Genomic DNA, 26,464 nt, shown 5'->3' with positions numbered 1-26,464 from the left:
GCGGGGCTCCGTCGCTGTCGGACCCCGGTGGCAGCATTCGGGGTGTGGCGCCGTCCGGAGTGATCGACTCGGCCCAGCGCCTGGGAAGGCGTACGTCCCCTGCGTGGGGAGCGTGCCGTGCCGGGTACTGCCGTCGGCGTACTCGCCGCGTTCCGGTGTGCGCCACGCCCTCCTTCGCCGCCACTGCCGCTGGGCAGGACGGCAGCCGACAACAACGACCACCAGGAAGCGCATTCTGCGATGACCAACTACTCCGCACACACTGAGCCCAGCGGTTCCCGGACCACGCCGGCCGTCTCGCCGTTCAGACCGCCTCTCGTCAGAGCGGTGTTCCGGGATGTCACCTCGCTGCACGTCTCCCAATCGGCGGTGTCGGCCGCATCGTCGGTGACGTGGACCGTGGTGACGCAGATCGTCGACGGTGCGCAGCGTGCGGCGGGCGAGGAGGGCCGGAGGAAGCTGCTGCCCCGGGACCTGATCTCCGCGATCGACCGGAACGTCGAGGTGGAGGTGGGAACCGAGTGGTACCTCCACAGCCCGACGTTTCACGGCATGATGGGTGAGTTGCGTGACTCCGAGGGTGCGGTCGTGTCCCTGCGTGAGCGCCGCGGGGCGCGTATCCCCAGTGGGGTGGCCGGGGCCCACAGGTTCCACGGCTCGGTCAGGAAGCTGCTGAGGAGCCGCGGGGTGACGGCGGCGCCGGCGATGGTCCGCGACGTGGACGGCATCGCGAGCGTGTTCCTCACCCGCCTGGCCCGGGACGCGGCCATGGTCGTCCGCGAGGGGGGAGTCAAGCGCTACGGGACGGTCACCCTGGCGGTGCCGGGCGAGGCGGACCCGGCTCCCCTCCTCAAGGACCCGCTCCTGGCCGCGTCCACGCGGCGTGGGGCCCGGCGGACCGTCGGCGGGGACGATGTCCTGGCCGCCGCGACCATGCAGCTGTTCGGCGAGTTGAGGCGGCAGGCCCTCGCCGGGGCACGCGACGCGATACGCAACGCGCCGGCGGTCTGAGGAGAAGCTGAAGGGCGGATCCCGTCCGCGCAGGACCCATGCCGTACGTACGGGCAGCGTCCGGCGCGCGTGACGACGACTGCGTTCCGAGGCCGACCGGGCCCGGCTCCCGGTCGCTGCGCCGGGGTGCGCCGGGAGCGGCGTGCCTCGCCACCGGCCGGGTGCAATCCTCGGATGTACGAGTACGGGTCCGCTGTCGCTGGGCGTCATGGTGGAGGAACACACCAGCGGAGGGGAACTTTGGTGAACCGTGCAACGGTACGGAGGGTGTTGGGGGCGTTCGTCGCCGCGACGGCTCTCGTCGCGGGCCTTTTCCAGGCGGTTCCGGCTGCTGCGGCGCCGGCGCCTGTAGGCAAGCCGGTCTTCCAGCTGCCGTTCGCGTGCGGTACCGCGTGGCAGCTCAACACCTGGGGTCACGATCCGGCTCTGGACATCGTCGCCGAGGGGAACCCGGGGTCGGAAGGCCTGCCCGTCCGGGCGTCCGCCGCAGGCACGGTCGCTGCCGTGTACTGGGACGACGGCTCCGGCAACACCATCCAGATCAACCACGGCAACGGGTGGTTCACGGCCTATTACCACCTCCGGGAGAGGGCGGACGCCTATGTGAAGGCAGGCCAGAAGGTCACGGGCAGCACCCGGATCGGCAGCATCGGCGCGTCCGGTGCCGGGGGCGGATGGGCTCATCTCCACTACGAGCAGCGCTATCTCGCGTCGGGGAACTTCACGTACGAGAGCCACCGCAGGCCGGTGCACTTCGACGGGGTCGAGTACAGCGGCCGGAACGCGCAGTGGCCGAGTGTCACGAGCAGGAACTCGTGCGGTGGGCAGCCGCCGCAGCCCTGGTCGTGCCCGTCCGGCTACGTCTGCTTCTACTCCGGGTCCGACGGCACCGGCTCCGTCTGCAGAACCGACCGGAACGATCCGGCGAGCGAGTGCGGGCTGCGGAAGTCCTACTTCAACAACGGGACGGAGCAGCCGGGCTACGACCATGTCACCGTGGCTTTCGAGGAGGGCGGCAGCCAGTGCCTCCACTTCGGTGCGGTGGAGGGCCGTGGCAACTTCCCCGCCGGCGGCAGGACGGTCACGTCCGTGACGTGGCGGGGTGAGTGCCCGTAGCCGACCGGCCGGACGGGACCGACGGGGCCGACGGGGCCGACGGGAAGAGGCAGTACCACCCGCTGCGGAGGGGTGGTGCTGCCTCTTCCCGTGTGCCCGGTGGTGCTCGCTGCGCCTCGCGTACCCCGGTCGTGCCCGTCGCCCCTAGGACGTCCGAGGTACCCCGTGGACCGCCGCACCGGGATGGTTGACGTATGCCGCCGAACGGCGGCCCGGGACTCGGCCGGGGGGGCATCGGAGATGAAGCGCCTGTTTGTTCGCGTGTGCGCGGCGGCGGTCGCGGCCGCAGCCCTGAGCGGATGCGCCGCGCTGGACGCGCACGAGGCCGGGAGCGTGCCGCGCGGTCTCACACCTTCCGAGCGGCTGCGCGTCGCCGACGCCGGCGAGGTTCTGGTCGGGCGGTGCATGAACCGCGCCGGGTTCGCGTACTGGACGAGCCCGCGGACCGGTCCGGAGGAGAGCCGCTCCCTCGGTTATGTCGCCGACGACGTCCGCTGGGCACGCGAGCACGGATACGGCAGCCGGATCAGGGAGCGGGAGGACCGGGAGCGCCGGTCCGACGCCAATGCGAGGTATCGCGCCTCCCTGTCGCCGGAGCGCCGCGCCGCATACTCCGAGGCCCTCGACGGCGGCAGCGCTGCCGCCGTGCTCAGCGCTGTGCTCCCGGGCGGTTCGGGCACGATCCGCAAGCGGCTCGGCGGCTGCTCGGCGGAGGCCGAGAAGCAGTTGTACGGCGACGCGGCGGCGTGGTTCCGCGCCGACAAGGTGGTCGGCAACCTCCAGCCGCTGTACGTCCCGCAGCTGATGCGGGACGCGAGGTTCACAGCGTCCCTGTCCGACTGGTCCCGGTGCATGGCGCGGTCGGGCCACGCCTACCCCGACCTGCCGGCCGCCCGGGCGGCGGCCACGCGGCGTGGTCAGGGGCTCGATCCGGAACGGGCGTTCTCGGTCGAGACCCGTATCGCGGTCGCCGAGGCGCGGTGCGCGCGTGAGAGCTCGCTGGCGGCCGTCGGCAGGGAGCGGGAGACGCACTACCGCGACGGGCTGCGCGAGCGGTACGGCGACGCCATGGACACCCACCGGCGTCTCGAGTTCGCCGCGTACGAGAGGGCTGTGACCGTCACCGGCCCCCGGTCCTGACACGGGCCGGCTTTCACGACTTCCACGGCGACGGGCCGTGGGACAGCACGCCTCGGACGAGGCGGACGAACAGGAGCTGATCATGCGCAAGTTGGGCATCGCCGTCACCGTCATGGGTCTGACGGCACTCGGCCTGGCCGTCCCGGCCACGGCGGCGCAGGCGACCGGTACCGGCGCGCTGGGGGCCGTGTGCGACTCCAAGTGGCCGGGCCGCGACGGGTACGTCCGGGCCTGGGACGGCAAGGACTGCTCGGGGACGTACCTGGGTGGTACCGAGAGCTGGGACTCGGACTGGGGCAACAGCAGCGGGCCGTTCCAGGGCTCCGACGCCAACCGTGCGTCGTCGGTGATGAACAGCGGCTTCACCGGGGGCAGGGACGTCGTCGCGTTCTACCGGCTGACAGGGTTCGACGCGCCGGGCGGCTACAACTGCCTCAAGGCCCAGGAACTGTACGTGGACGACCTGTCGCGGAACACGTACACGAACGGGCAGAACATGAACAACAGCATCTCGTCCCACCAGTGGGTGAACGCGGGCGACTGCTCCCGCTTCATGAGCTGAGCTCCGGGGCGGGACGGTCCGCGGTGCGGGGCGGCTCGCGGGCGGGCGCCCCGCGGCCGGCGGGCGACGCCAGCTGTCAGCGGCTGACGACTCGTCGGCTGACGGCGTCGCGCGGTCCGCGGCGTCCGTGACGCCGCGGACCGCGACCGGGAGCAGGTCCCGCGTGTTCGGCCGGTGGGTGCGACGGCTCGCCCCGCCGGCCGGGAGGAGCCGGGGCGCCGGAGGGTCCGCGGCGGGCTCCGCGCGCCTCGGTGGGCGGCGTCGGATCAGGCCGGGGTTGCGGGGCGGGGGCCGGCGTCGTCGAGCCGGGTGCTCAGGGTGTGGGCGAAGTCCTCGGCGCGGGACAGTTGGACGCGCAGTCTCTCCACCTGTTCGGTGGCGGTCTGCCGGTAGGTCCGCACGCGGTCCAGGAGCGCTTCGCGCTCGGCGTCGCCGAGTGGTTCGCCGCTGTCGAGGCGGTCGGTGGCGTCGAGCAGGTCGCGCATCTGGTCCAGGGTGAAGCCGAGCGGCTTCATCCGGCGGACGACCATGAGCCGGGCGACGTCGGACTCGGTGTAGAGGCGGAATCCGCCCTGGGAGCGGGCGGAGGGGGTGACGAGGCCGGTGTCCTCGTAGTGCCTGATGGTGCGCAGGGACAGCTCCGTGCGCGTGGCGACTTCGCCGATCTGCATGTGCCGTGCGTCCACGCCGGTGGCCCTGGCCTTCCTCGTACGGCGGGCCGCGTCCCGCGCCGCCCCGAACCGATCCCTACCCTAACGTTAGGATAGAGTTTGCGACGCGGGGCCCGGACCGGTGGCTCCGCAGCTGCCGTTCCGGGGCCGATGGAGCTCCCGGCGAAGATTCCTTTTCCGCAGGAGAGAGCGTGCGCGAGCCCATGACGCCGATCGCCGCCGCCTGCCCGCCGTGATCTTCCTCATCCAGACGTGAGCCGTCGGCCGCCTCGCGCGCGCCGGCCTCTCGTCGTCTCCTCCCCGGCCCGGGTCCGCACCGCGGGCCGTCCGCGGTGCGCCGGCCCGGCAGCCGCGTGTTTCTTCCCGCGCACCCCGACCTGCGGTGGGAGTGTGCCCGAGCACGACAGGTACGTGTCCCCTTGTCTTCTGCTGCTGTGAGTCCTGCCGCGCGGCTGCGCTCTGCGATGCCCGACTGGCTGGGCGATCCGAAGGTGTGGCGTACCGAGATCCTCGCCGGCCTCGTCGTCGCCCTCGCGCTGATTCCCGAGGCGATCTCGTTCTCGATCATCGCCGGGGTCGACCCCGCGATCGGCCTGTTCGCCTCGTTCACGATGGCCGTGGTCATCTCGGTCGTCGGCGGCCGGCGCGCGATGATCTCCGCCGCCACGGGCGCCGTCGCCCTCGTGATCGCCCCGCTCAACCGGGAGCACGGCCTGGGGTATCTGGTGGCTGCCGTGATCCTCGCCGGTGTCTTCCAGGTCGTCCTGGGGGTGATCGGGGTGGCGAAGCTGATGCGTTTCGTCCCCAGGTCGGTGATGGTCGGCTTCGTCAACGCGCTCGCCGTCCTGATCTTCATGGCGCAGATCCCCGAGGTGCGGGACGTTCCGTGGGCCGTGTACCCGCTGATCGCCGCCGGTCTCGGGCTCATGGTGGTCTTCCCGAGGATCACGACCGCGGTGCCGGCCCCGCTGGTCTCCATCGTGATCCTCACGGTGATCACCGTGGGGGCGGCCATCGCGGTGCCGACCGTCGGGGACAAGGGGGCGCTGCCCTCGTCGCTCCCGGTGCCGGGTCTGCCGGACGTGCCGTTCACCATGGAGACGCTCACGATCATCGCCCCGTACGCCTTCGCGATGGCACTGGTCGGTCTGATGGAGTCGCTGATGACGGCGAAGCTGGTCGACGACATCACCGACACCCCCTCCGACAAGACCCGTGAATCGGTGGGCCAGGGCATCGCCAACATCGTCACCGGATTCTTCGGCGGCATGGGCGGCTGCGCCATGATCGGCCAGACGATGATCAACGTGAAGGTCTCCGGCGCCCGCACCCGGCTCTCGACCTTCCTCGCCGGAGCGTTCCTGATGGTGCTGTGCATCGTGTTCGGCCCCGTCGTCTCCGACATCCCCATGGCCGCCCTCGTCGCCGTCATGATCATGGTGTCCGTCGCCACCTTCGACTGGCACTCCGTGGCTCCCAGGACCCTCAGGCGCATGCCCGCCGGCGAGATCGCCGTCATGGTCATCACCGTGGGAGCCGTCGTGGCCACGCACAACCTCGCCATCGGCGTGGTCCTCGGCTCGGTCACGGCCATGGCGGTCTTCGCGCGGCGCGTCGCCCACGTCACCGAGGTCACCGCCGTCCTCGACCCGGACGGCACCAGCGTCGTCTACCGGGTCACCGGCGCGCTGTTCTTCGCGTCCTCCGACGAGCTCGTCGGCAGGTTCGGCTACGCCACCGATCCGGACGACGTCGTCATCGACCTGTCCGCCGCCCGGGTCTGGGACGCCTCCTCCGTCGCGGCCCTCGACGCGATCGTCGCCAAGTACGCCCAGCGCGGCAAGACGGTGACCATCACCGGCCTCGACACCACGAGCGCCGACCTTCACGACAGGCTCAGCGGGGAGTTGGCGGCGGGCCACTGATCACCGGCCCGGGGCGCTGAGAGGGGGAGCCCCGGCAGGGGGCCGGGGCTCCCCCTCGCGGCACGGCCGCGGGCCGGCTGCTTCCCCTCGGGAGAGCGCCCTGCCGCGATGCCGGGGCCGGGCCCCGCCCGGCGACCGTGCCGGGTCCGGCGACTGCCGCACCGACCGTGTGCCGCCCGGCGTTAGGCCGCCCGGGGTGCTGTGGCGGACCGGAGGCGGTCGCGGCGGTGCGTCCGGTCGCCGCGGACCACCTGATGCGTCATGTTGCTGATCGCACGGATCACGGCATACCGGCACGGACCGGCCGGACGTTGAGGAGGCCCGCGGTGGGCGAGGGCGAATTGTACATCGACGGGCTGTGGGCGCGCGCGTCGGCCGGCGGACGACGGGAGGTCGTCAACCCGTACGACGCCTCGGTCGTGACCACCGTCGCCGAGGCGGACGCGGGTGACGTGGACCGGGCGGTGCGCGCAGCGCGCCGGGCGTTCGACGACGGGGAGTGGGCCGGCTCCCCCACCCGGCGCCGTGCCGACCTCCTGCGCCGCGTCCACGACCTGCTGCTGCGCGACCGGGAGGAGATCGCGCGCACGGAGACCCTCGACACCGGCAAGACCCTGGCCGAGGCGCGCATCGACGTGGAGGACGTGGCGAACACCTTCCGCTACTTCGGCGAGCTGGCGGGGAAGGACGGCGGCCGGGTCGTCGACGTCGGCCCGGACGTCCTCAGCCGTGTCGTCTACGAGCCGATCGGGGTGTGCGCCCTGATCGCCCCGTGGAACTACCCGCTGCTGCAGGCGTCCTGGAAGGTGGCCCCGGCGCTGGCCGCCGGCAACACGTTCGTCCTCAAGCCGAGCGAGGTCACCCCGCTCACCACGATCGCCATGATCCGGCTCATCGAGGAGGCCGGTGCCCCGCCCGGCGTCGCCAACCTGGTGCTCGGATCCGGCGCCACCGTCGGCGCGGCCCTCACCGGTCACCCCGGGGTCGACCTGGTGTCCTTCACCGGCGGTCTGGCCACGGGGCGCAGCATCATGGCCGAAGCCGCCGGCGGGCCGAAGAACATCGCGCTGGAGCTGGGCGGCAAGAACCCCAACGTCGTGTTCGCGGACGCCGACTTCGACGCGGCCGTCGACAACGCGCTGAACGCCGCCTTCCTGCACTCCGGCCAGGTCTGCTCGGCGGGCTCGCGCCTGATCGTCGAGGACGCGCTGCACGACCGGTTCGTCGACGTCCTCGCCCGGCGCGCGGGCGCGATCCGGCTCGGCGACGGCATGGCGGACGGGACCGAGAGCGGGCCCCTGAGCTCGGCCGGGCACCGGGAGAAGGTGGAGCGCCTGATCGCCGTCGGCCGGGAGGAGGGCGCCCGGCTCGTCACCGGCGGCGGGCGTCCCGCCGACCCGGCGCTCGGCCGCGGATTCTTCCTGGAGCCGACGGTCTTCGCCGACTGCGACCGGTCGATGCGCATCGTGCAGGAGGAGGTCTTCGGCCCGGTCGTCACCGTCGAGCGCTTCGGTACCGAGGACGAGGCCGTGGCTCTGGCCAACGACACCCGCTACGGCCTGGCAGGCGGTGTGTGGACCTCGGACGCGAGCCGCGCCCAGCGCGTCGCCCGGCGGCTCCGGCACGGCACCGTGTGGATCAACGACTTCCATCCGTACGTCCCGCAGGCCGAGTGGGGCGGCTTCGGCGAGTCCGGCGTCGGGCGCGAACTCGGGCCGACCGGTCTGCGCGAGTACCAGGAGGCGAAGCACATCTACCAGAACCTCGCCCCGGCTCCCACCGGCTGGTTCAAGGGCTGACGCCACCGCTCCCCTCCCGCCCCGCGCATCACAGAACTCCCTTCCAGGAAGGCCCAGAAGCACACCATGACGTCCACCACCCCGCACGGCGCCGAGTCCGCCTACGACTACGTCATCGTCGGCGGCGGCACCGCCGGCTGTGTGCTCGCCGCCCGGCTGACCGAGGACCCCGACTGCCGTGTCTGCGTCATCGAGGGCGGCCCCAGTGACGTCGGCGACGACCGCATCCTGCGCCTGCGCAACTGGATCAACCTCCTCGGATCCGAGTTCGACTACGGCTACACCACCGTCGAACAGCCGCGCGGCAACTCGCACATCCTGCACTCCCGCGCCCGGGTGCTCGGCGGCTGCTCCTCCCACAACACCCTCATCAGCTTCCTGCCGCTGCCCGAGGACCTGGACGACTGGGTGGCGAAGGGCTGCACCGGCTGGGACCCGGCCACGATCCTGCCGTACCGCGACCGGCTGCAGACGGAGATCGTCCCGGTGGCCGAGGCCGACCGGAACCCCATCGCCAAGGACTTCGTCACGGCGGCGTCGCGCGCCCTCGGCGTCCCGGTCGTGGACGACTTCAACGCCCGGCCCTTCACCGACGGCGCCGGCTTCTTCTCCCTGGCGTACCGGCCGGAAGGCAATCTGCGCTCCTCCGCCTCCGTTGCCTACCTCCACCCCGTCCTGGGCCGTCCCAACCTCACCCTGAAGCTGGAGACCTGGGCCCACCGGCTGCTGACCGACGAGACCGGGCGGCTCACCAGGGTCGCCGTGCGCGGCGCCGACGGCGAACCCGCCACCGTGCGGGCCGACCGGGAGGTCCTGCTGTGCGCGGGGGCGATCGACACCCCGCGTCTGCTGATGCTCTCCGGCTTCGGTCCCGCCGGCGATCTCAGCCGCCTCGGCATCGAGGTGCGGGCCGACCTCCCGGGGGTCGGCGAGAACCTGCTGGACCACCCCGAGTCCGTGATCGTCTGGGAGACGGCCGGTCCGCTGCCGCCCAACTCCGCGATGGACTCGGACGCCGGACTGTTCCTGCGCAGGGAGGCCGGCGGATCACGGCCGGACCTGATGTTCCACTTCTACCAGGTGCCGTTCACCGTCAACACCGAACGCCTGGGCTACCCCGTCCCCGAGCACGGGGTGTGCATGACGCCGAACGTGCCGCGCGCCCGCTCCACCGGCCGGATGTGGCTGCGCAGCGCCGATCCCTCCGAGCATCCCGCGCTCGACTTCCGGTACTTCACCGACCCGGAGGGCCACGACGAGCGCACCGTCGTGGACGGGCTGCGGATCGCCCGGGAGGTCGCCTCCGCACCGCCGCTGCGCGACTGGCTGGTGCGCGAGGTCGCGCCGGGGCCCGGGGTCACCTCCGACGCCGACCTGTCCGAGTACGGGCGGCGGGCCGCCCACACCGTCTACCACCCGGCGGGCACCTGCCGGATGGGCGCGGCCGACGACCCCATGGCCGTCTGCGACCCGCAGTTGAGGCTGCGCGGCGCGGAAGGGGTGCGGATCGTCGACGCGTCGGTCTTCCCGACGATGCCCACCATCAACCCGATGGTGACCGTGCTGCTCGTCGCCGAGCGCGCCGCCGACCTGCTCACCGGCCGTTCGGGCCCCGCCGCGCACACGAACGCCGGATGAGCGGCGCCGCGGACGAAAGGAGCAGGTCATGTCGACGCCAGGAACCGGGGACGACCCAGAGGCCCCGGACGAGGTGCAGCACGAGGCGGACGGGCCCGGCGCGGGCACTCTCAAGCCGTTCGTCTTCTACGGATCCGCGATCCTGATCCTCGCCATCTCCGTCTGGGCGATGATCGACCCCTCGGGGGCCGAGAGCGTCATCGGCGTGGTGGTGGACAAGATCTCGGGCTGGTTCGGCTGGTACTACTTCCTCGCCGCGACGCTGTACCTGCTGTTCGTCGTCTTCATCGGGGTCTCCAAGTACGGCACGATCAAGCTCGGGCCCAAGCACTACAAGCCCGACTACGGGCTGTTCGCCTGGGCGGCCATGCTCTTCGCCGCGGGTATCGGCATCGACCTGATGTTCTTCTCGGTCGCCGGTCCGGTGAGCCACTACCTGGCCCCGCCCGAAGGCACGCCCGAGTCGCTGGAGGCGGCCCGGCAGGCGGTGGTGTGGACGCTGTTCCACTACGGCATCACCGGGTGGGCGATGTACGCCCTGATGGGCATGGTCCTCGGCTACTTCGCGTTCCGCTACAAGCTCCCGCTCGCGATCCGGTCCGCACTCTTCCCGATCATCGGCCGCCGTATCCACGGCCGGTTCGGCGACGCGGTCGACCTGGCGGCCATCATCGGCACCGTCTTCGGCATCTCCGTGTCGCTCGGCATCGGTGTGGTGCAGCTCAACTACGGCCTCAAGGTCCTCTTCGGCGTTCCCGAGGGACTGCCCGCCCAGATCGCCCTGATCGCCGTGGCGGTGGTGATGGCCACGGTGTCCGCCGTCTCGGGCGTCGACAAGGGGATCCGGCGGCTGTCGCAGCTCAACGTCCTGCTCGCCGTGGGGCTGATGCTGTACATCCTCGTCGTCGGCGAGCCGTTCCGGCTGCTGAACGCCCTCGTACAGAACATCGGGGACTACATCAGCGGCTTCCCGTCGATGACGCTGAACACCTTCGCCTACGACCAGCCGACCGAGTGGCTCGACGCGTGGACCCTCTTCTTCTGGGCGTGGTGGATCGCCTGGGCCCCGTTCGTCGGCCTCTTCCTCGCCCGGATCTCCCGGGGGCGGACGCTGCGCGAGTTCGTCGCGGCGACCCTGATCATCCCGTTCCTCTTCACCGGCCTATTCCTCGCGGTCTTCGGCAACAGCGCGCTGTTCGCCGTCCGCGACGGCAACACCGCCTTCGGGGAGACCGCGCTGAACTCGCCCGAGCAGGCCTTCTACGGGCTGCTGGAGCTGTACCCCGGGGCGACCTTCAGCGCGGGGCTCGCGACCTTCGTCGGTCTGCTGCTCTACGTCACCTCGGCCGACTCCGGAGCCCTGGTCATGGGCAACCTCAGCTCCGACCTGCCCACTCCGGTGACCGACGCGAAAACCTGGCTGCGTGTCTTCTGGGCGGTGACGACAGGCCTGCTCACCCTCGCGATGCTCATCGTGGGCGGTGTGCAGGCGCTCACCGACGCCACGATCATCATGGGTCTGCCCTTCTCGTTCGTGATGTTCCTGATCATGGCGGGCCTCTATCTGGCCCTGCGCTCCGAGCGGATGCGCGAGGAGGCGCTGACGACCACCCTGCCGGGGTCGCTCTCCGGACGCACCACCCAGCAGGGGCCGCTGGGCGCCCAGAACTGGCGCCGCCGGCTGGGCCGCGCGATGGCGTTCCCCGGGCGCCGGGCGGCGGTCCGCTTCGTCGAGGAGGTGTGCCGGCCCTCCGTCGCCGAGGTCGCCCAGGCACTCCGGGAGCAGGGCACGGAGCCCGAAGTCCTGACGGGCACCGAGGAGGAGAGCGGCATCCCGCACGTCGGGCTCGCCGTGCCGATCGGTTCGAGGGACCGGTTCGTCTACCGGGTCTGGCCGGTCGAACGGCCCACGCCCGGCTTCGCGACGCGGTCCGTCAGCACCCATGACAGCTATGTCCGTTTCGAGGTCCAGCTCGCCGAGGGCAACCAGGGCTACGACGTGATGGGATACACCAAGGAGCAGCTCATCGCCGACATCCTCGACCACTACGAGCGCCACGTGGAGTTCCTCCGCCTCCACCACGAGGCGACCGCCGGTTCCGCCCTGCCGGACCACCGCCCGGACACACCGGAGGCGGCCTCGCAGGGCGACGCGTGAGACCCGTCGCGGCGGGCCGCCCCGGCAGGCCGTGCGGGGCCGGCCCGCCGGGGCGCGGCCTCGTCCCGGCGGGTCCGTGGCGGGGTCCCGTAATTCCGGTGCGATCCGCCGCCGGGACGGGGCAGGATGGCCGCATGACCTTCCTGACGCGAAAGGGCCGTGCCGCGTAGGGCACCGGCGCAGGTCCGGCGCGACCTGCCACGACGACGCCGCCCCGGTGTGCGCACCCCGACGATTCCCGGGCTCTCGCCGTCCGTGCTCGCGGCGATCGCGAGGATCGAACGCCGGCGCTGGTGGCCCGGCGACGCGGGCGTCGCCTTCGCCCGCTGGCGGGCTCTGGCGTACCGCCCCGGCCCCTGGGTGCTCTACACCGTCACGGACGGCGGTGCGTGCCCCTGCTGCGACCCGCTGGGCGGCACCGACGGCCGTCTGCTGCTGGAGCAGCTGTGCCTCGGTCTGCCGCCGGGGCCGGCCCGGGCTCTGCGCGCGGCGCTCGCGCCCGTCGACGCACGGTTCCTCGCACGGACGCTGCCCGACCCGTTCGCCTCGCCCCATGACCCGTGGTGGCAGCGCCGCATCGAAACCGCGTGACGGCGACCGGCCGGGCGGCGGCGGCCGTTCCGCCCGGCCGGCGGATTCCGTCGGCACACTCCGGCGGGATCGCCCACCCCGGCGGGCGCGCGGCCCGCCGGGGTGGGCGGGGGCGGTCACGGCGGGGCGGGGACACCGCGGTCACGGTGCTTCCGGGGGTTCCGCGAGCCGCCGGCAGGGGCGCCGGTGCGGCCGAACGGAAGGGCCCCGGACTCATTGTCACAGGGTGCGCCTAGAGTCTCTTCCACTCGTCACGGTGGGTTGCCGTCGGCGGGTCTCATCAGCGTGCCGCCGCATCCGGCGGCGTTCGGGACAACGGGGAGAACAGCGCATGGGGTGGGTACCGGCGGGTGACTACGAAGTCGCCCTGGAGGCGGGCAAGGTGGTCTGCCGCAACGCCAAGGGGCAGCGGCTCAAGACCGTTCCGGCGAAACTGAAGGACGATCCGGCGGTCGTCGGGCTGCGGCAGTTGGCCGAGTGGCTGGACCGGCACGAACGCCGGTGCCTGGCGGACGTCGAGCAGTGGATGGTGCGTTCGCTGCCCGTGCCGACGGCCGTGCTCGCCCAGGTCTGGCCCGACCCGGCCTGGCAGGCGGCCCTGCGGGACGTGGTGGTCACGGGCGCGGACGGCGGGGTCGCCGGGTTCCTGCGCGACGTCGACCCGAAGCGCGGTCTCGGACTCGTCGACCTGGACGGCGACTCCGTGCGCATCACCCCGGACTCCGTCAGCGCGCCCCATCCCGTGCTCCTCGACGACCTCGACGACCTGCGCGAGTTCGCGGTCGAGCTGGGGGTGCGCCAGAACGTGGAGCAGCTGTTCCGCGAGGTGTGGCGCCGCCCGGCCGCCGTCGCCCCGGACGCGGTCTCCGTGGACACCTACGCGGGCGGCGCGTTCAAGGAACTGCGCTTCCTGCACGGCCGTGTCACCCAGCTCGGGTACCGGTCCCGGGGCGGGTACGCCGTCTGCCCGGTCGTCGAGAACGGCACCACCGCCGAGGCGCGCATCTGGATCGGCGAGCACGACGGATACGACGAGTACGGCACCGAGACGGGGCCGCTGGGCTGGACCGACCCTGCGGGGCGCACGCTGACGGCCGCCGAGGTCGGCCCCGTCACGTGGTCCGAGGGCATGCGCATGGCGGCGGCGCTCTACGCCGGACGCGACGTCGAGGACGAGGAGCGGGCAGCATGAGCATCACGACGGCGAACACCGGCACCAGCAGCCCGGCCGCGGGCGCGGCGTCGCTTCCCGGCCGGGCGCGGGGCGCGTCGGCTGCGGACTCCGGGGCCCACGCGGCGGCCCTGCTCGACGCGGGAGCGGTGCTGCCGGCCGGCAGCACCGACCGGGACGACGCCGACACGCTGACGGCCCGCACCTACGCGCACGCCGCCCTCGGCGACCGGCCCGTGGTGCGGCTCGTGCCGGGCACGCTCGGCGAGGCCGAGGACCTGGCCCTGGAGTTCCTGGGGCTGGCCCGGACGGCCGAGGCACCGGTCGTGGGCCAGGTGCGCCGGGAGACGCTGGGATTCCCGGCCTGGGCGCTGGTCAACGATCCGGCGAACGGGCACCACGCCCTGGCTCTGGTCAAGGACATCGAGCGGCTGGGGCGGCAGGCGAGGACCCGTGCGGGGGCGGCCAAGGAGGGGTTCGACGATCTGGGCGTCAGGCTCGGCCGGGCGGTCCCCCATTTCCTCCCCACGTACTACGAGCAGGTGGCGCGCCTGTTCCTGCAGGCGGAGAACTCCACCTACGCCGCTTCGTTCTTCGGCAAGGCGCGCGAGGCCGAGCGGGTGCACGGCCTGGTCGTGGACGAGGACCGGCAGCGGGCCGTGTTCCTGGAGTTCGCGTTCGCCGGTGCGCTGACCGTGAAGGCGCTGCGGCAGTACGTGCGGGACCTGGTGGCGCGGCTCGCGCCGGCGGACGCCTGGGCCCAGTTCCGCCGTCTGCTGGTCGAGCGCTGCGCGGCAGGCATGCCGCCGTACGCCGCGCTGCCGCAGGACGTGCGGGCGCTGGTGAAGGCCGCGGGGCTGGACAGCAAGTCCGCCGAGCGGGAGCTGATGGCCGATCTGATCGGATCCCCCGGAGTCGTCCGCGCCCCCGCCTCGTTCTGGACGGCCTACCGCTCCGCTCTCCTGGCCCTCGCGCGGGAGGACGGGGCGGTGCGGGCCCGGCTCCTGGGCTTCTTCCCGGAGACCTTCAGCGAGGACGGCCGGGAGGCGGCGGGCGAGCGGGGCTGGCTGGCCCTGCTGGCCGAATCCGGCGCCGAGGCGATGCTGACCGCGCTGCCGGACGCCTCGGGCGCCGCCACCTCGGAACCGTCGGTGTCCCCCGCCGACTGGCTGACCCGCTGGGAGGCGCACCGGCGGCGCAACCGGAACACCTCCGGGCGCAGTCCTCAGACGCTCGACCTGGTCGCCCGGATGGCGGACCGGCTGCGTGCCGACGGGCGCCCCGTCGACCTGTTCCAGGGGCGCTGGCAGCGCACGGCCGATCTGGACCTCCTCGACCTCTGCCTGGACCGCGGCGTCCCCGTCGCCGATCCGGACGACGGGGACACGGGCACCGCGCAGCGGCCCGGCGTCCACCTCGGGGCGTGGCTCACCGACGCCGCGCCCGGAGCGCGGGATCTCACCGCCGTCGCCGGGGAGCCGGCCTTCCGGGCCCTGCTGAGCCGCACCGTCGGCGGCCTCGGCGGCGCCCGCGGGCAGCGGCTTGCCGATTCCGGGATCGCGAAGCTGGCGGCCCACCCGGTGCTCTCCGGGATCCTGCGGGAGTGGCTGACCTCCTGCGCCGAGGAGTACACGGCCGCACGCGGGCTGCGCGGGCTGCAGACCGCGCTGAACAGGCTCTCGGCCTTCCGTGCCGTGATCGGCGAGGTCGCCCCGGAGGCCGTGCGGCTCCTCGAGGGCCACGACGTCGTTCCGCTGCTCGCCTCGACGCTGCGCAGCGGTGTGCTGGACGAACTGGGCTGGCCCGCGCTCGACGAGGTGTACGGCGAACTGGCCGCGGAGGCCGCCGCGGCACCCGCGCAGCGGCATCGCTCGCAGAGCGTCGGTGTGACCGGCGCCTGGCCGGCCCTGGTCCTCAACACGCAGGAACGGGCGGTCGTCGTGGGCCCCGAGGGTGTCCTGCTCCGGCACACGCTGCGCCTGCCGTCCACCGTCGACCAGTGGCGGACGCCCGCCTTCCGTTACGTCGACGGCGAGTTGCTGGTCGTCTGGTGGGAGGACGGCAAGCAGCGCGGGTACTGGTCGCACCGCCCCGCCGACGTGTTCACGGTCGGCGGCGAGCAGGTGCTGCGCTGGGGCGGGTCGGGGCCCTCGGACGAGGTCTGCCTGCCCCTGCCCGGTGGCGGCCGCGCCAGCGGCGGCAAGGCCCTGCACGCGGGCGACACGTCTCTTCCGGCGCAGCGCGCCGTCATCTCCGACGGCACCGGTCACTGGCGCGAGGGCCGGCAGGGCACGCAGCAGGTGTGGCTGGAGTACGACCCGGTCAGCGGCGCCCACGGCCGGGCCTCGCTGCCCGCGTTCCTCCGCTCCGGGGTGCAGGACGGCACCCGTCTGATGCCCGAGCACTGCCAGGTGCTGCCGATCCAGCCCGGTCTGGAGGGCACCCCGTTCGGCACGGACGGCACGGTCCTCGGCCGCTGGGTCCGCCGCACGGTCACCGAGCCCGGCGCCGCCGCCCCCGCCGGGGGGCACCGGATCGTCGCCTGCGGCCCCGACGGTGTCACGGTGGCCCTGCCGTACCCGCTGCCCCGCGGCGGTTCGGCGGTGCCGCTCGGCGCGCTCGCCCTCCCCGGCGGATCGCGGCCCGTCATGGCACTCTCCGGGCGCTCCGTGGAGGCCCGTCCGGAGGACACGGACGGCACCGGCGGCAGCCTGTGGGCGGTCGTCCCGGACTCCTCCGGGGGCAATGACGCGGCCGGCACGCCCTACGTGCCTCCCGTCGCGTACTGGCACGCGCTGCGTCCGCGGGACGAGCACGGTTCGGCCGCCCTGCGGAGTCTGACGGACGCCCGGGCGGGAGAGCTGTTCGAGGTGGTCGCCGCCGCGGTCGCCCGGCATCTGGAGGCGTTCCGGGCGGTGGAGGAGTACACGGGCCCCTCGTCGCGAGAGCTGAGCGAGGAGGCCGTGGCCGGGGTGCTTCCCGAGGTGTCCGACGCACGGCTGCGCGCGGGTGTCACCGCGGTCGTGCGGCACGCGGTGGACCGTGCGGTCGCGGCCGCCCGGTACCTGGAGCCGCCGAAGCCTGCGGAGCCGGCGACTCCCCGGATGACCGCCCGCACGCAGGGCATGTTCTTCGACCATGCTCCCGAGCACGGCGACGACGTGACCCTGCGGCAGGCGACGGCCTGGGGGCCGGAGCGGATGCGCGGCAGCTGGTGGGGGTCGGCCGGCCGGTGGACGGCGCTGCGGCAGATCCTCGCCGTCAACCACGTCCTCGGCGGCGAGCCGGCGTTCGGTCCGCCCGTGCAGTCGAAGGCGCCGTTCACCGCCGTGGACGGCTGGCAGCGCGACGAGTGCACGGTGCCCGGCGACGCCCCGGGATGGACGTCGCTGCTCGACGGGCTGCCCGAGCTGGCCTACCGGGCCGCCTCGGAGGCCACCTCGCCCGAGCACCGTGCCGCGCTCGTGCTGCTGCTGGACGCCTTCGCTGCGGGCCCGATGGCCGATCCGGCGGGCACGCTCCGCCAGGTGACGCTCGCCGAGCCGCAGGCCTCCGGCGCGACCGGCCGGAGGGACTCGGCGTTCACCCGCCTGGGGCAGGTGTTCCGCAAGGGGGACCGGACCGTCGTGGTCGTCGGCGACCGGGGATGGAACCACCAGCAGGACAGGGCCCGTTGGCTCGCCCTGGACCACGATCCGGCCGGTGTCTTCGGCGCCGTGCCCGGGTTCACTCTGGACGACGAGCACGTCCACCGGCAGGGCATCGCCGGCGACCGCCTCACCCGGCTCACCGCCCTGGTGCGGGAGCAGGGGGCGGCGCCGTGGCGGCCGGAGGCGGTGGAGGCGTTCCACGCGGCCACCGGGATCGGTCCGCTCCAGGCCACCGCCCTGGTGTCCGCCGCCGTCGAGGAGCCCGCTGCCGGGACGCTCGCCCTGCTGGGGGCGAAGACCCGTGCCTTCGAGACGGCCCAGGCCAGACTGCACGCCCTTCCCCGCACGGAGCTGCGCGCCGTGCTCCGGGCACTGCTGCCGGCGGATCCGGCCGAGCTGTGGTCCACGGGACCGGACGTCAAGGGTGCCGCAGAGGTCTGGCACGAGCATCTGGCCTCCTTGGTCCGGGTTCCCGAGGAACTCGATCTCGACCTGTCCGGCACCACCTCGGGCGCGGTGGACCTGGTCCTCAACGCGGGCTCCCGGGCCTGGCTCGCCCACGGCACGGACATCCAGGACGGCTCCGGCCGCCCCGTGCTGCGCCGGGTGCACGCACGCGGCGCGGTGGCAACGGCCGTGACGGCACTGCGCACCCTGGCCTACACGCTGCCCTTCGGGCACCCCCTGCGGGAGCAGCTGCCCGCCGGGCTCGCCGCGCTGCGCGGCAGCCTCGCGGACCCGGCGCTGGTGCTCGACGTCGGTCTGGACTGGACCGAGGCGGGCACCTCGATCGGCCCCGCGATCCGCGCCGCGCACGGGCTGCCCGAGACCGGCGGCGCGGGGACCGACGGCCTGGTCCGCGCCGGCACGGCGCTGATCCTGGTTCCCGGCCACGGCGACCACGAGAAGCTGCTGGTCCGCCCGGCCGGGCTGGAGGGCCCCGAGGACCCGGCGTTCGGTCTCGTCGAGGGCACCGTCGGCCGCCGCGGAAGCGGGGACCTGCTCGCTCTGCGGGCGCTGCTGGGAACCGAGGCCGACGCGCTGGTCTCGGCGGGCGCCCCGGACGGCGGCGAGCACCACGCTGCCCAGGACCCGACGCGCACCGTGCCGGGCCTGGTGGCCGAGGTGGCCGAAGCCCTCGGGTTGGGGGCGGACGCCGCTGCCCTGTACCTGATGCTGCTCACCCTGCCCGACCCGACGGACCGCAACTGCGTCCGCTGGACCGGCTGGAAGCCGGCCCGGATCAAGAAGGCGCGGGCGGAGCTCGCCGCCACCGACCTCGTGGTGGAGGCGAAGCGCGCCCGTGCCGGCCGGGCCCTGTTCCTGCCGTGCGGCTGGATCGAACGCAGCGCTCCCGGTCTGCCGCTGGAGTCCTGGAAGGAACGCCTGTACCCAGAGACCGGTGCCGCCCGGACCATGCCCCACCTGCCCGTCCCCGAGCTGTTCGAGGCCGCGTGGGCACGGGTCCTCGGCGGCGACGCCCCCGCTTTCGAAGAACTGGACACCCGCGCACCCCGGAAGGGCCGCCGCCGATGACGAGCGACACCACGACCACCACGGACCACACCTCCGAAGGGGGCGTACCCGCACAGGGCGCGGCCGCCGGCCCGCAGTCGCGCCAGGTCGTCCCGCCCGAGGACCAGTACGCCACCGAGCTGGCGTTCCTCGCCGCGCACGACGCCGGGCCCCGCCCGCCCGGCTGGCTGCTCACCCCGCGTGCCGTGGTCACCTTCGTGATGGGCAGCGCGGGCGACGCCCTGAGCCTGCCGAAGAACGCCCGGGCCGGGGCGGGGGTGCCGCGCCGCCTGGTGATCGAGCAGAAGTTCGTCGGCGAACGCGCCCTGGTCGAGCGGTGCGTGGTCACCCTCGCCGGGGAACGCGGCCTGCTGCTCGTCGGCGAACCCGGAACCGCCAAATCGATGCTGTCCGAGCTGTTGTCGGCGGCCGTCTGCGGCACGAGCGCGCTCACCGTCCAGGGCACCGCGGGCACGACGGAGGACCAGCTCAAGTACGGCTGGAACTACGCGCTGCTGCTCGCCCAGGGCCCCACGCAGCAGGCGCTGGTGCCCTCCCCCGTGCTCGCCGCCATGAAGCGGGGCGCCGTCGCGCGGGTGGAGGAGGTGACCCGCTGCCTGCCCGAGGTCCAGGACGCCCTCGTGTCGCTGCTGTCCGAGCGGCGGATCGCGGTCCCCGAGCTGGCGGGCTCCGAGGGGGCACAGGTGCACGCGTCGCCCGGGTTCACCCTCATCGCCACGGCCAACCTGCGGGACAAGGGCGTCTCTGAGATGTCCGCGGCGCTGAAGCGGCGTTTCAACTTCGAGACCGTGGGCCCGATCGGGGACGTGGACGCCGAGACCGCGCTGGTGCGGCGTCAGTCGCGGGCCGCCGTCGAACGCGCGGGGGCCGCCTACCAGGTGGACGAGGCGGTACTCGAAGCGCTCGTGACGGCGTTCCGGGACCTGCGCGAGGGCCGTTCGGCGGAGGGCTGGGAGGTGGAGCGTCCGTCCACGGTCATGAGTACCGCGGAGGCGGTCTCCGTCGCGGGCTCCCTCGGACTCGCCTCGGCCTACTTCCCCGGAGACCGGGACGTGCTCTCCCTCCTGCCCGGCCATCTCCTCGGCGTCGTCCGCAAGGACGACCCCGCCGACGCGGCCCGGCTGCTGGGGTACTGGGACGGTCCGGTGCGCAGGCGGGCCGAGCAGGGGTCGGCCACCTGGCGAGCCCTGTGGGACCTGCGCGCGGTGCTGGAGAGCTGACGGATGACCCAGCGGAGCATTCCCGAGACGCGGCAGGACGCCGGGCAGCGTTCCGCCGCCGGCGCGGCGGCGGCCGGCGCGGTGACGGTCGCCCACGGGGTGGCCGTCGCCGGCGCGGTGCGGCCGGGCGCCGGGGACGAGGCCGTTCCCGGCGCGCCGCCGGCCGTAGCGGCGCCCGGACCCGCCACTCCGGAGGCCGCCGTGGCGGCACTCGCCGAGGCCGGGCCCGGGCAGCCGTTCCTGATCGGCGTGCGCCACCACGCGCCGTCGCTCGCGGCTGCGCTCCCCGCGCTCCTGGACGCGGCGGCCCCCGACGTCCTCCTCGTCGAGCTGCCGGCCGAGTTCCAGCCGTGGCTCGGCTGGCTCGCCCACGAGGAGACCGAGGCACCGGTGGCGCTGGCCGCCGTGCTCCCCGGGGAGCACGGCCCATCGGGCGAAGGCGGTCCCGCCTTCTACCCGTTCGCGGACTTCTCGCCCGAACTCGTCGCGCTGCGCTGGGCGGCTCGCCACGGCGTCCCGGCCGTCGCCTGCGATCTGCCGCTGGCCGACCGGCCCGGGGCCGGGCCGGACGTCTCCGGCCCGGCCCCCGCGACGGGTGCCGGCGCCGTGCCCGCGAGGGGGGCCGGGCTCGGGCTGTCCGCCGCCCTGCGGTCCCGGCTCACCGGCCGTGAGGGCGACGACCTGTGGGACCGGCTGGTCGAGGCCCCCGCGCCCGGGTCGGCGCCCGAGGCGCTCCGCCGCGCCGCCCTGCTGACCGGCTGGGCGCTGCGGCACGAGGCCGAGTCCCGGGGCGGGGTGGACAGGACGGACCTCGTGCGCGAGGCCCGCATGCGCCGGCATGTCGCCGAAGCCCTCGCGAGCGGCCGGCGTCCCGCGGTGGTGGTGGGGGCCTTCCACACTCCGGCGCTGCTCGCCTGCGGCCCGGGCGACCTCGGGCCGGACGGGTCCGCGGCAGCGCCCGCGCCGGCGGCGGACCGGCACGGGGCGGACGCCCCCCGGCCGGGGGCCACCGTGTCCCTGATCCCGTACACGTACCCGCTGCTCGACTCGCGGTCCGGCTATCCGGCCGGCATCCGGGATCCGGAATGGCAGCACACGGTCCTCGACGCGGCCGGCGACCCGGCGGTGCTGCACGAATCCCTGATCCGTACCGCGGTGCGCGTCTGCGCAGCCCTCCGTGCGGAAGGGCATCCGTACGGACCCGCGGACGGCCGGGAAGTCGTCCGGGTCGCCGGGGACCTGGCCCGCCTGCGCGACCTGCCCGCTCCCGGCCGGGGCGAACTCCTGGAGGCCGTGCAGACGGTTTTGGGCCGCGGCGAGACCTACGGCGCGGGCCGCGCCGTGGCGCGCGCCCTGGAAAGCGTGCTCGTCGGAGCCCGCACGGGGCGGCCCGCGCCGGGCGCCCCGCGCAGCGGCCTCGGCCCCGCCGTGGAGACGGAGACCGCGGCCCTCGCTCTCCCCGGGCCGGCGGACGCCCACGAGAAGTCACCGCGCGACCTGCGCCTCGACCCCGCGCGCTCCGCACTGGACGCGCGGCGCGAACTGCTGCTGCGCAGGCTGGCGGTGTGCGGCATCCCCTACGCGCAGGAGCAGGCGGTGACGGGCGCCGCGGGATCGGAGGGCCTGACGACCCGCTGGCAGGTGCGATGGACGCCGGCGACGGCAGCGATGCTCACCGCGGCCGGGGCCCGCGGGGTCACCCCGGCCCAGGCGGCCGAAGGGACGCTCCGCCGGCGGCAGTCGGCGGAGCGCGCGGAGGGCGGCTCGACGGCCGCCCAGGTCGTCCGGGGCCTCACGGAGGCGACCGAGTGCGGCCTCCCGGCGCTGGCCGCCGAACGGCTGACGGAACTGGCGGCCGTGCTCCCCGCGAGCGGCACCCTCCCCGAACTCCTCACCGGGCTGGACCTGCTGGACCGCATCGGTGCCGGCCACATGTCCGGCGCGGTCCCTCCCGGCGACCGGCCCGCCCCGACGGCCGAGACCGGTCCGGACACCGCCCCCGTCGCCCATCCCCCCGCCGAGCGCGTCGCGCAGGTGGCGGAGCTCCTGACCGCCGCGGCGGTCCGGCAGGTCGACGGGCTGACCGGGTCCGAGGAGCCCGAGGACGCCCGGGCCCTGCTGGAACTGGCCCAGCGCGCCGACCGGGTGGGCGGTATCCGGCTCTCCGACGCCCTCGCCCGGCTCGCCTCCGACGGCACGCCGCTGATCGCGGCGGCCGCCGGCGCCGTCCGGGTGCTCACGGGCCACGAGGAGGCCGAAGCCTTCGGGGCCCGCGTCGCCTCCTGGGTGGACGGAGCCGTGGACAGCGCCTCCCGGAGCTCCCTCACCTCCCGCCTGACCGGCGTCCTGACGGCGGCGGGCCCGCTGCTGACCGTGGGCGCCGACGCCCTGGGGCCGCTGCTGAACCGTGTCGTGGAACTGGACGACGCCGGGTTCATGGCCAGGCTGCCCGCCCTGCGCGGTGGCTTCGACACGCTGAGCCCGGCCGCGCGCGACCGGCTGCTGGACACGGTGGAGGAGCTGTTGGGCATCCGGGTGGACGGTGCCGACGCCGATGACCCCGCCGAACTCGCCCGCAGGACCGCAGCCGACCTCGCCGCCCGTGACCTGCTGACCGGCCTCGGACTGCCTGTGGCGTCGGCAGCGGGGCCCGGGGCGGAGGCCGCGCAGGAGGACCCGTTCCCGTTGCCGGACGGCACCGCCGTGCTCTCCCCCGCCGGCGCGTTCGCCGGCGGGCCGGACACCGGCCCGGCCGCCGCCGGCCCGGCCGCCGCTCTGCCGATCGGGGCCACCGTCCTCGCCGGGGCCGGGGCTGGGGCGGCCGTGCCGCGGACGCTCGCGCCCGTCGACCGCTGGCGGCTCGTGCTCGGGCGGCGCAGCGAACAGCTGCCGTCGGGCGCGGCCCGGTCGGCGACCGCCCTGGACGAGTTGTACGGAGCGGGGCGCGGCGAGGGTTCGCGCGGCGGTCTGCACGGCCCCGGCAGCGGCCGGGGCGGCCGTGAGGCGCCGTTCCCGGGCGTGCGCGAATGGTCCGAGGAACTCGCCGCGCTGTTCGGCCCCGGCATCCGCGAGGAGGTCCTCGCCGCGGCCGCCGCCACCGGCCGCCCGGACGTGCTCGCCGAGCTCGACCCCGCGGCCGCCACTCCCTCCGTGGAGCTGCTGCGGACGGTGCTGCGGTACGCCGGCGGCCTCCCCGAGGCCCGCCTGGCGGCGCTCCGTCCCCTGGTCCGGCGCCTGGTCGACGAACTGACCCGTCAGCTCTCCACCCGGCTGCGCCCCGCCCTGACCGGCACGATGCTGGCCCGGCCCACACGCCGCCCCGGCGGCAGGCTGGACCTGCCGCGCACGCTGCGCGCCAACCTGGCCACCGCCCGCAGGACGGCCGACGGCACGGTGCAGGTGGTCCCCGAGCATCCGGTGTTCCGCAGCCGAGCCCGACGCTCGGCGGACTGGCGGCTGATCCTGGTCACCGACGTGTCCGGCTCCATGGAGGCGTCCACGATCTGGTCCGCGCTGACCGCTTCGGTGCTGGCCGGGGTCCCGGCGCTGAGCACCCACTTCCTCGCCTTCTCCACGGAGGTCGTCGATCTCACGGGGCACGTGCACGATCCGCTGTCCCTCCTCCTGGAGGTGAGCGTGGGCGGCGGGACGCACATCGCCGCCGGACTGCGCCACGCACGCGGCCTGGTCACCGTGCCGGCCCGCACCATCGTCGTCGTCATCAGCGACTTCGAGGAAGGCGCACCGCTCGGTGGTCTGCTCGCGGAGGTGCGCGCCCTGGTCGCCACGGGCTGCCACGTCCTCGGGCTCGCGAGCCTGGACGACGCGGGCCGGCCCCGCTACTCGACCGGTGTCGCGGGCCAGGTGGTGGCCGCCGGCATGCCCGTGGCCGCGCTCAGCCCACTCGAACTTGCCCGCTGGATCGGGGAGAAGACCGCATGACCGCCGCCCAGTTGCCACCCGTCGCGCCCGAGGTCACGGCCGGTCTCGTGGAAGCGCTCTCGCCCCGGCTGCGCAAGCGCCTGGACGCGGCCGTCGCCAAACTCGCCGCCCGCCCCGTGACGTGCGACGGCGACACGGTGACGGTCGCGGTCGACGACGAGACCGAGTTGCGCATGCACGCCCCGGGGGGCGTGGTGGCGACGGCGGACGCCATCACCTGCGGCTGCCTGCTCGCCCCCGACTGCGTCCACCGGGCGGCCGCCGCCGGTGCCGCTCCGACCGCGGAGCCGGCGCCCGAGCCGTCCGGCCCGCCCGGGCCGCCGGCGGCCGGAGCCGCTGCCCCGCACCGCGATGCGGCCGAGGCCGCCGCGGCGACCGGGACCTCAACTGGCGCCGAGGCGTTCGCCGTCCCGCCTCCGTCCGATGTGGCGGACCCTCAGCAGCGGGCGGCTGCCGATGCCGTGTGGTCGGCGGCCGCGGCCGTCCTGGACGCCGGTGTGGACGGGGCCGGGGCGGTGGCCCAGGCGGTTCTGCTGCGCGCCGCGCACACCGCCCGGCTCGCCCGGCTGCCCCGCGCCGCGGCCGCCGCGCTGTCCGTCGTGACACTGCTGCGCGCCGCCCGCGCCCACGACCCGTCCTACCGCACCGCCGACCTCGTCACCGCCCTGGCCGAACTGCTGGGGACCGCGCACCGGGTGCGCACGGCTGCCGGCGAGGAGCTGGCCGCCGCCCGGGGCGTGGCGCGGCGGCCGTACAGCCCGGACGGTTCGCTGCGCCTGTACGGGCTGTTCAGCGAGCCGGTCGTGACGGATTCGGGCCACGGCGGCGTCCGGACCTGGGTCGCGGGCTCCGACGGCAGGCTCTTCACGGTCTCCGACGTGGCCCCCGGGGGCGCCGGCCGCGCGGTGGGCGTGGCCGACCGGGCCGTACGCATGGGGGACTGCGCCCTGACGCATCGGGAGCTGGGCAGGTCCGGCCTGGCGGTCTCGGGTGCGACGGTCTCGCCGGACGGCAGACTCGGCGCCGGGAAGAGCGTCAAGGCCGTCACCGCGCGGGGAGCGGCGTGGACGGAGCCGCCGCTCGGCGGCCTGTGGGAGGCGGCCCCCTCGCAGCAGGCCGCCCGTGCGCTGCGGGCCACCTCCCGCTACGCGGACCCTGGTGCGGGCGGCAGCGACCTGCTCTTCCTGGACGTGGAAGTCCTCGGCGCCGTGCGGGAGTCAGGAGGGGTCTGTCTGCTCGCGCAGTGCGCTTCCGGTGTCCGCGTCCGGCTCACCGTCGCCGACGACGACCCCGCGCTGGCCCACCGGGACAACCTGATGCTGCTGGCCTCGGCGCCGGGAACGCGGCTGCGGATCGTCGGCCGCCTGATCCCCGCACTGCACCCGAGGCTCGCCCTGCTCGCCTGTTCGCACCCGCGGGGTGAGGGCACGGTCGATCTGGGCTTCGACCGTCTGCGACGCGCCGATGTTCCCGGCTCCGGTTCGGCGCCGGCCCCGGCCGAGACGGGCGGTCCGACCGCGCTGCCGCCCCTGCACCTTCTGGAGCGCCGCGTGGAACAGACGGTCTCGGCCGGCCGGGCCGCCGTGGGACTGCTCGGCGACGTCTCCGTGGAGGCCGTGCGTCTGCGGCGGTCGGGTCTTCCCACGGCCGCCGGTCTGCTCTCGGCTCTGCGCGCTTCGGCGGCGCAGCGCGAACGCGACCACTTCGGCAGGCTCCTCCCCGCCGACACGGAAGGCTTCGCGGCGCACTGGTTGTCGGCCGCCCGCTACGCGTCCGCCGTGTCCGAGTCCTTGTGCGCGGCCTCGTGGGGCGCGCCGCGGGACGCGGTGGCCGCGGCTCCGGCGCGCTCGTGACCATGCCGGGGGCCTGAGCCCCTGCCGGGGCCTGTGCCGCACCGGAGGCCGGTCGGTGCGAGGGCCGTCGGGGGTGACGGCCGGGCAGCGCAGCCGGTCCGGGCGGTTGCGAGGGGCGCCGGTGGCCGGTCCGGAGACGGGTCGTGCCGTCGTTCCGGCCCCCGCGCGGGGCCGGCGCGGGGTGCGACCGCGGGCGAAGGCCCGTACGTCCTTCCCCGGGTGCGGGGGCTGGTCGCTGTGTATCGGCGAGCGCCGCGCCGGGAAGCCCGGGCCGTCTCGCGTCCGGTAGTGAACCATGGACCCGCTCGGGCCCGCCGCGGGCCCGAGCGGGTTACCGGGCACCCTCATGGCGCCTTGGGCGGAATCACCCCGCCAATCGAACTGATGTGCGGCACAATGGAGTTCGCTCGCCGCTTGACGCGACCGCCCGGGCAAGGGCGTGCGTCGGCGACGTACATCCTTCACGCTCACCACTGCAGGA

The 26,464-nt window shown here is 74.6% G+C and carries 15 protein-coding genes; 14 read left to right on the top strand and 1 reads right to left on the bottom strand.

Going from position 1 to position 26,464, the window contains the following annotated elements; all coding sequences use genetic code 11:
• Positions 1-240: 240 nt before the first annotated feature.
• The 4 genes from IAG43_RS32550 (at position 241) to IAG43_RS32535 (ending at position 3,829) form a co-directional block, all read left to right on the top strand.
• Positions 241-1,011: a hypothetical protein gene (locus IAG43_RS32550; RefSeq protein WP_187744212.1), complete on the top strand. Its 771-nt coding sequence runs from the start codon at positions 241-243 to the stop codon at positions 1,009-1,011.
• A 243-nt stretch (positions 1,012-1,254) separates the two neighbouring features.
• Positions 1,255-2,127 carry a peptidoglycan DD-metalloendopeptidase family protein gene (locus IAG43_RS32545; RefSeq protein ID WP_187744211.1) on the top strand — a complete coding sequence of 291 codons (873 nt, stop codon included), beginning with the start codon at positions 1,255-1,257 and terminating at the stop codon, positions 2,125-2,127.
• Positions 2,128-2,367: 240 nt separating this feature from the next.
• Positions 2,368-3,267: a hypothetical protein gene (locus IAG43_RS32540; RefSeq protein ID WP_187744210.1), complete on the top strand. Its 900-nt coding sequence runs from the start codon at positions 2,368-2,370 to the stop codon at positions 3,265-3,267.
• Positions 3,268-3,304: 37 nt separating this feature from the next.
• Positions 3,305-3,829, top strand: a complete 525-nt coding sequence (locus tag IAG43_RS32535) for a hypothetical protein (protein ID WP_343075698.1) — start codon at positions 3,305-3,307, stop codon at positions 3,827-3,829.
• A 266-nt stretch (positions 3,830-4,095) separates the two neighbouring features.
• On the opposite strand, the gene IAG43_RS32530 is transcribed toward IAG43_RS32535, so the two are convergent.
• Positions 4,096-4,515, bottom strand: a complete 420-nt coding sequence (locus IAG43_RS32530; protein WP_187744209.1) for a MerR family transcriptional regulator — start codon at positions 4,513-4,515, stop codon at positions 4,096-4,098.
• Positions 4,516-4,934: 419 nt separating this feature from the next.
• Here IAG43_RS32530 and IAG43_RS32525 point away from each other — a divergent pair, with 419 nt between their 5' ends.
• The 10 genes from IAG43_RS32525 (at position 4,935) to IAG43_RS32480 (ending at position 25,983) form a co-directional block, all read left to right on the top strand.
• Positions 4,935-6,425 carry a SulP family inorganic anion transporter gene (locus IAG43_RS32525; protein WP_187744208.1) on the top strand — a complete coding sequence of 497 codons (1,491 nt, stop codon included), beginning with the start codon at positions 4,935-4,937 and terminating at the stop codon, positions 6,423-6,425.
• A 326-nt stretch (positions 6,426-6,751) separates the two neighbouring features.
• Positions 6,752-8,224 carry an aldehyde dehydrogenase family protein gene (locus tag IAG43_RS32520; protein WP_187744207.1) on the top strand — a complete coding sequence of 491 codons (1,473 nt, stop codon included), beginning with the start codon at positions 6,752-6,754 and terminating at the stop codon, positions 8,222-8,224.
• 66 nt (positions 8,225-8,290) lie between these two features.
• Complete coding sequence (locus IAG43_RS32515; RefSeq protein WP_187744206.1) at positions 8,291-9,862, top strand: GMC family oxidoreductase; 1,572 nt, start codon at positions 8,291-8,293, stop codon at positions 9,860-9,862.
• Positions 9,863-9,890: 28 nt separating this feature from the next.
• The gene (gene betT, locus IAG43_RS32510; RefSeq protein WP_246574672.1) at positions 9,891-12,020 is read left to right on the top strand and encodes a choline BCCT transporter BetT; all 2,130 of its coding nucleotides are present in this window, start codon (positions 9,891-9,893) and stop codon (positions 12,018-12,020) included.
• A 219-nt stretch (positions 12,021-12,239) separates the two neighbouring features.
• Entirely contained in the window at positions 12,240-12,611 is a 372-nt protein-coding gene (locus IAG43_RS32505; RefSeq protein WP_187744205.1) for a hypothetical protein, read from the top strand.
• Between the two features lie 331 nt (positions 12,612-12,942).
• Entirely contained in the window at positions 12,943-13,803 is an 861-nt protein-coding gene (locus IAG43_RS32500; RefSeq protein ID WP_187744204.1) for a DUF4132 domain-containing protein, read from the top strand.
• The gene (locus IAG43_RS32495; protein WP_187744203.1) at positions 13,800-18,968 is read left to right on the top strand and encodes a hypothetical protein; all 5,169 of its coding nucleotides are present in this window, start codon (positions 13,800-13,802) and stop codon (positions 18,966-18,968) included. Before IAG43_RS32500 ends, IAG43_RS32495 begins: the two co-directional genes overlap by 4 nt.
• The gene (locus IAG43_RS32490) at positions 18,965-20,188 is read left to right on the top strand and encodes an ATP-binding protein (RefSeq protein ID WP_187744202.1); all 1,224 of its coding nucleotides are present in this window, start codon (positions 18,965-18,967) and stop codon (positions 20,186-20,188) included. Before IAG43_RS32495 ends, IAG43_RS32490 begins: the two co-directional genes overlap by 4 nt.
• A gap of 3 nt (positions 20,189-20,191) precedes the next feature.
• Positions 20,192-24,130: a DUF5682 family protein gene (locus IAG43_RS32485; protein ID WP_187744201.1), complete on the top strand. Its 3,939-nt coding sequence runs from the start codon at positions 20,192-20,194 to the stop codon at positions 24,128-24,130.
• Positions 24,127-25,983: a hypothetical protein gene (locus IAG43_RS32480; protein WP_187744200.1), complete on the top strand. Its 1,857-nt coding sequence runs from the start codon at positions 24,127-24,129 to the stop codon at positions 25,981-25,983. The genes IAG43_RS32485 and IAG43_RS32480 overlap by 4 nt, the downstream gene beginning before the upstream one ends.
• Positions 25,984-26,464 lie beyond the last annotated feature (481 nt).

The sequence above is a fragment of the Streptomyces genisteinicus genome (assembly GCF_014489615.1).
GTDB lineage: Bacteria > Actinomycetota > Actinomycetes > Streptomycetales > Streptomycetaceae > Streptomyces > Streptomyces genisteinicus.
This window is presented reverse-complemented; position numbering and strand designations above follow the sequence as displayed.

Coding starts and splice junctions, on each gene's coding strand:
- IAG43_RS32490 (WP_187744202.1), top strand. CDS start 18,965: ATGACGAGCGACACCACGACCACCACGGACCACACCTCCGAAGGGGGC.
- IAG43_RS32495 (WP_187744203.1), top strand. CDS start 13,800: ATGAGCATCACGACGGCGAACACCGGCACCAGCAGCCCGGCCGCGGGC.
- IAG43_RS32480 (WP_187744200.1), top strand. CDS start 24,127: ATGACCGCCGCCCAGTTGCCACCCGTCGCGCCCGAGGTCACGGCCGGT.
- IAG43_RS32540 (WP_187744210.1), top strand. CDS start 2,368: ATGAAGCGCCTGTTTGTTCGCGTGTGCGCGGCGGCGGTCGCGGCCGCA.
- IAG43_RS32550 (WP_187744212.1), top strand. CDS start 241: ATGACCAACTACTCCGCACACACTGAGCCCAGCGGTTCCCGGACCACG.
- IAG43_RS32485 (WP_187744201.1), top strand. CDS start 20,192: ATGACCCAGCGGAGCATTCCCGAGACGCGGCAGGACGCCGGGCAGCGT.
- IAG43_RS32500 (WP_187744204.1), top strand. CDS start 12,943: ATGGGGTGGGTACCGGCGGGTGACTACGAAGTCGCCCTGGAGGCGGGC.
- betT (WP_246574672.1), top strand. CDS start 9,891: ATGTCGACGCCAGGAACCGGGGACGACCCAGAGGCCCCGGACGAGGTG.
- IAG43_RS32515 (WP_187744206.1), top strand. CDS start 8,291: ATGACGTCCACCACCCCGCACGGCGCCGAGTCCGCCTACGACTACGTC.